Source organism: Kitasatospora putterlickiae, from assembly GCF_039527695.1.
GTDB lineage: Bacteria > Actinomycetota > Actinomycetes > Streptomycetales > Streptomycetaceae > Kitasatospora > Kitasatospora putterlickiae.
Genome location: NZ_BAAAKJ010000132.1, coordinates 1 through 4,224, shown reverse-complemented (window position 1 = coordinate 4,224; position 4,224 = coordinate 1). Strand labels below are relative to the sequence as shown.

Here is a 4,224-nt window from a genome sequence, read left to right as displayed (position 1 = left end):
GGCCGCCGCCGCGAACCCCGCCACGCCGTCCGACAGCAGCAGCGCCGCCGACCCGGCCGCCCGCCTGCTGGCGCGGGTCTCGGCGGCGGTGTGGGAGCGGCGGCACACGATCAGCCCCGTCGCGGCCAGCTCAGCCGCGCGCTAGCTCCTCCAGGCCCTCCAGCGCCGTCTCGCTGAGCAGGTTGATCCGCACGAAGCCGGGGTGGCCCGGGAGTTCGAAGTAGCGGCCGTCGAGGGCGATCAGGCGCTCCGGCGGGGCGGTGGGGCGGGCGAACAGGAAGTAGCCGGTCTCGATCCGCTCCTGGGCCGCCAGCGCGCCGGAGGCGGTGAGGCGCTGGTGGTTGGCGCGCACGTGGTCGAGCAGGCGGTGGTTGCCCTCCAGCAGCATCAGGTCGGCGGCGCGGTGCGCGAACAGCCGGTCGGCGAGGGTGGCGTCGCCGTGCAGGTTGAGGTGCAGCTCGGCGAGCGGTTCTCGCAGCGGCTCGGGGACCAGCAGGTGGGCGCAGCGGTAGCCGTGGATGGACAGGTACTTGGTGGGGCAGACCATCCGCAGGGTGAGGTCGGCGGGCAGCGCGGCGGAGTCCTCGCGCCGCCCGCCGTCCCAGCGCATGTACTGGAAGGTGCCGTCGACGAACACCAGGGATCCGGTGGCGAGTTGCCACTCGGCGAGCTGCTTGAGCACCAGCGGCGGCACCCGCCGGCCGGCGTACCAGACCGGGTCGGTGAGCAGCAGGACGGTCTTCTCGTCCGGCAGCCGCAGGTCGAACCCCGGCTGGTGGGCGTGCGCGCCGGCGACCGGGACCGGCTCGATGCCGAACAGCCGGAAGAAGTAGGCGAACTTGTAGTAGACCGGCGGCACGTAGTGGATCCGGGTGCGGCCGGTGGCGCGCAGCCAGGTGCAGAAGGTGCCGAGCAGCGCGCTGGCGCCGGCGGCCGGGACGACCCGGTCGGGGGAGCACGGCTCGGTGTCGTAACGCTCGTGCAGGCGGGCGATCTTGGCGCGCAGCGCGGCGTCCTCGTCGAGCGCCGAGTAGCGGCCGACGTCGCCGAGCCGGTACGGCGGGGTGTGCGCGAGGTCGCCGAGGTAGTCGGCCACGAAGGGGTGGCCGCCGTTGTAGTCGGAGACGAACAGCCGTCCGTCCGGTCGCTGCCGGGCCCGTTCCACGGCCTCGTGCAGGTCGAGCATGCGGAACAACGACGGCGTCATCCGTCACTCCTCGGGCGGGCGGCCACTTCGTCGGACGGGCGTCAAGTCTGTCCGGGGCCCGGCGCGGACACAAGTCCGCACCGGGCCCGGCCGGTTCGCGTGCGAGGGGACGGGTGGGTCAGTAGGGCTTGACGAGCACGTGTGCCGCTCCCGGGACGCCGACCTTCAGCAGGTCGTCCTCCTCCGGGGTGGTCGGCGTGCCGGTCTCCTGCTTGAGGACCGCCCGGGACAGCGCCTGCACCCACATGGCGCGCGGCCGGCGGCGCTCCTCCCAGGCGGCCAGCGCGGCGGGCACCGTCCCGGCGGCGTCCAGGCTCTGCGCGAGCACCAGGGCGTCCTCGACGGCCATCGCGGCGCCCTGCGCCAGGTGCGGGGTGGAGGCGTGCGCGGCGTCGCCGGCCAGCACCACCCGGCCGACGTGCCACGGCTCCTCGACGGTGACCTGGGAGATCCGCGAGTACACCACCGCCGCCGGGTCGGTGACCTGGGCCAGCGCCTCGGCGATCGGCCCGCCGAAGCCGGCCAGGCGCTCGCGCAGCTGCTCGTGGGCGCGCTCGGGGTCCGGGCGGAAGTCCTCGGCCTCGGCGAACACCGAGCCCAGGTACATGAGGTCCTCGCTGATCGGGGTCAGCAGCGCCTTGGCCTTGAGGTTGCCGGTGGACATCACCACGCCCCGCACCTCGGGCGAACGCGGCAGGGTGACCCGCCAGTTGGCGAAGCCGGTGTACTCGGGCGCGTACGTCTCGCCGTAGAGCCGCTTGCGCAGCGGCGAGCCGATGCCGTCGAAGCCGACCACCAGGTCGTAGCGGGCGCCGGAGCCGTCGGACAGGGTGACCGCCACCTCCTCGCCCTCGTCGGCGAGGTCGGTGACGGTGGTGCCGAAGCGCAGGGTCGCGCCGGCGGCGGTGGCGGCCTCGGCCAGCACCCGGGCGAGCGCCGGGCGGGGGATGCCGTTGCTGGACGGCGCGTCGTCCATCCGGGGCTGCGGGATCTTCGCGAGGACGCCGCCGGCCGGGTCGCAGATGGTCAGCGTCTCCCACTCGAAGCCGACCGCCAGGCACTGCTCCAGCACGCCGATCTCGCGCATCACGTGCAGCGCGTTGGAGGGCTGGATGATGCCGACGCCGAGCGCCTCCAGGGCGTCGCGCAGCTCGACGACGTCGACCCGGTGGCCGCGGCCGGCGAGGGCGGTGGCGGCGGTCAGGCCGCCGATGCCGGCGCCGTGGACGAGGACGCGCAGGGGTGGGGTCATGGTGGTGCTACTCCAAGGGGAAGAAGGAGGGGGAGGGGGCGTGAGAGGTCGAGGGGAAACGTTTCAGCTGACCTGGGCGCCGGCCGACAGCTCCATCAGGTGGTCGACCAGCGCGAGCAGCAGGTCCCGCCCGAACATCCGCACCCGCACGTCGCCGACCAGCATCGGCACCTGCGGGTCGAGGTCGAGGGCGGCCCGTACCTCCGCCACGGTCCGGGTGTTCTCGCCGTGGAAGCAGTTGATCGCCACCACGAACGGGATGCCCCGGCTCTCGAAGAAGTCGATCGAGGCGAAGCTGGTCTCCAGCCGGCGGGTGTCCGCGATCACGATGCCGCCGAGCGCGCCGTTCACCAGGTCGTTCCACATGAACCAGAAGCGCTCCTGGCCGGGCGTGCCGAACAGGTAGACCACCAGCTCCGGGCTGACCGTGATCCGCCCGAAGTCCAGGGCGACCGTGGTGGTGTCCTTGTTGTCCACCCCGGACAGGTCGTCGACGCCCTCGCTGGCGCGGGTCAGGTACTCCTCGGTGCGCAGCGGCGCGACCTCGCTGACCGTGCCGACCAGGGTGGTCTTGCCCACCCCGAAGCCGCCGGCGATGAGGATCTTCAGGGCCGCCGGGGCCGGGGCGGAGATGGGGGACGGGGAGGAGGGACGAGGTGCGGATGGTGCCATGGTTCAGAGCCTCCGGAGTCCTTCGCGTACGGCCGTCAGCAGCCCGAGGTCCAGGCCGCCGTCCCCCGAGGCCCGGGCCACCGAGATCGGCGCCCGGGCGAGCAGTAACCCCTGGGCGATCAGGTCGCCCAGGAGGATCTTGGTCACCGAGACCGGCAGATTGAGCCCGGCCGCCACCTCGGCGACGGCGGCCGGCCGGCGGCACCGCTCCAGGATCCGGCGGTGCTCCGGCTGCAGCCCGCGGACACCGGACGACCGGACGGCCAGCACCGGGTCCGCGAGCTCCTCCACCGTGGTCAGCAGTGTGATCAGGGTGAGGTGGTCGTGCTCCGGCGCCGTCCGGCCGCGGGTGATGGTGTACGGGCGCACCATCGTGCCCGCGCCGTAGTCGTCGTCCTCGTCCTCGTCCGGCAGCTCGCTCCAGTGCGGCCTCACCGCGGGCTCACCCCCGGTTCCTGGCGGCGAAGGCGTCGAAGTCGCCGCGGACCGGCGTGCTGAGCTTCTGTCCGACCTGCTGGACCAGCTGGTGCATGGCCACCGACATCACCTCGGCGTCCACCTCCTGGTCCGCGACCACCGCCAGGTGGGTGCCCTGGGCGGCGGCGATGACGAACAGCCAGAGCTCCGCCAGCTCGATGATCACCTGGTGCACCGGGCCGCCGTCGAACAGCTGGCCGATGCCCCGGGCGAGGCTCTGCTGGCCGGTGGCGACGGCCGCCAGGCGCTCGGCGTCGGCGCGGTCGATCGAGCGCGAGTGGCTGACCACCAGACCGTCGTCGGAGAGCAGCACGGCGCTTCGCGTCCCGGGCACCGTGTCGACGAGACCGTCCAGCAGCCAGTCGAGGTCCTGGTGGGTGGCGATGGTGCGGTTCATGACTGGTCTTCCGTCCTCGTGGTTCGGGGGTCCGCGGCCGGGAGGGCCCAGGGGGCGGGACCCGGCGCGGGAGTCGGGGGGCCGGCGACGGCCGTGGGGGCGGTCGGGCCGGGCGGCAGGCCGCGCCGCGCCGCGGTGTGGTCCGCGGTGGTGGCGTCGGTGCCGGTGTGGTCGGGGCCGGGGCGGTCGGGCTCGGGGTGTCGGTGACGGTGACCGTGG

The 4,224-nt window shown here is 73.8% G+C and carries 5 protein-coding genes; all 5 read right to left on the bottom strand.

The window, feature by feature from the left end; genetic code table 11:
* Window positions 1-130: 130 nt before the first annotated feature.
* The gene (locus ABD308_RS13970) at window positions 131-1,207 is read right to left on the bottom strand and encodes an aminotransferase class I/II-fold pyridoxal phosphate-dependent enzyme (RefSeq protein WP_344333338.1); all 1,077 of its coding nucleotides are present in this window, start codon (window positions 1,205-1,207) and stop codon (window positions 131-133) included.
* 118 nt (window positions 1,208-1,325) lie between these two features.
* Entirely contained in the window at window positions 1,326-2,459 is a 1,134-nt protein-coding gene (locus ABD308_RS13965) for an FAD-dependent monooxygenase (protein ID WP_344333335.1), read from the bottom strand.
* A gap of 63 nt (window positions 2,460-2,522) precedes the next feature.
* The gene (locus ABD308_RS13960; RefSeq protein ID WP_344333333.1) at window positions 2,523-3,131 is read right to left on the bottom strand and encodes a GTP-binding protein; all 609 of its coding nucleotides are present in this window, start codon (window positions 3,129-3,131) and stop codon (window positions 2,523-2,525) included.
* Between the two features lie 3 nt (window positions 3,132-3,134).
* Complete coding sequence (locus ABD308_RS13955; RefSeq protein WP_425554761.1) at window positions 3,135-3,566, bottom strand: DUF742 domain-containing protein; 432 nt, start codon at window positions 3,564-3,566, stop codon at window positions 3,135-3,137.
* A 7-nt stretch (window positions 3,567-3,573) separates the two neighbouring features.
* Window positions 3,574-4,005 carry a roadblock/LC7 domain-containing protein gene (locus tag ABD308_RS13950; protein ID WP_344333332.1) on the bottom strand — a complete coding sequence of 144 codons (432 nt, stop codon included), beginning with the start codon at window positions 4,003-4,005 and terminating at the stop codon, window positions 3,574-3,576.
* Window positions 4,006-4,224: the final 219 nt, after the last annotated feature.

Coding starts and splice junctions, on each gene's coding strand:
- ABD308_RS13970 (WP_344333338.1), bottom strand. CDS start 1,207: ATGACGCCGTCGTTGTTCCGCATGCTCGACCTGCACGAGGCCGTGGAA.
- ABD308_RS13965 (WP_344333335.1), bottom strand. CDS start 2,459: ATGACCCCACCCCTGCGCGTCCTCGTCCACGGCGCCGGCATCGGCGGC.
- ABD308_RS13960 (WP_344333333.1), bottom strand. CDS start 3,131: ATGGCACCATCCGCACCTCGTCCCTCCTCCCCGTCCCCCATCTCCGCC.
- ABD308_RS13950 (WP_344333332.1), bottom strand. CDS start 4,005: ATGAACCGCACCATCGCCACCCACCAGGACCTCGACTGGCTGCTGGAC.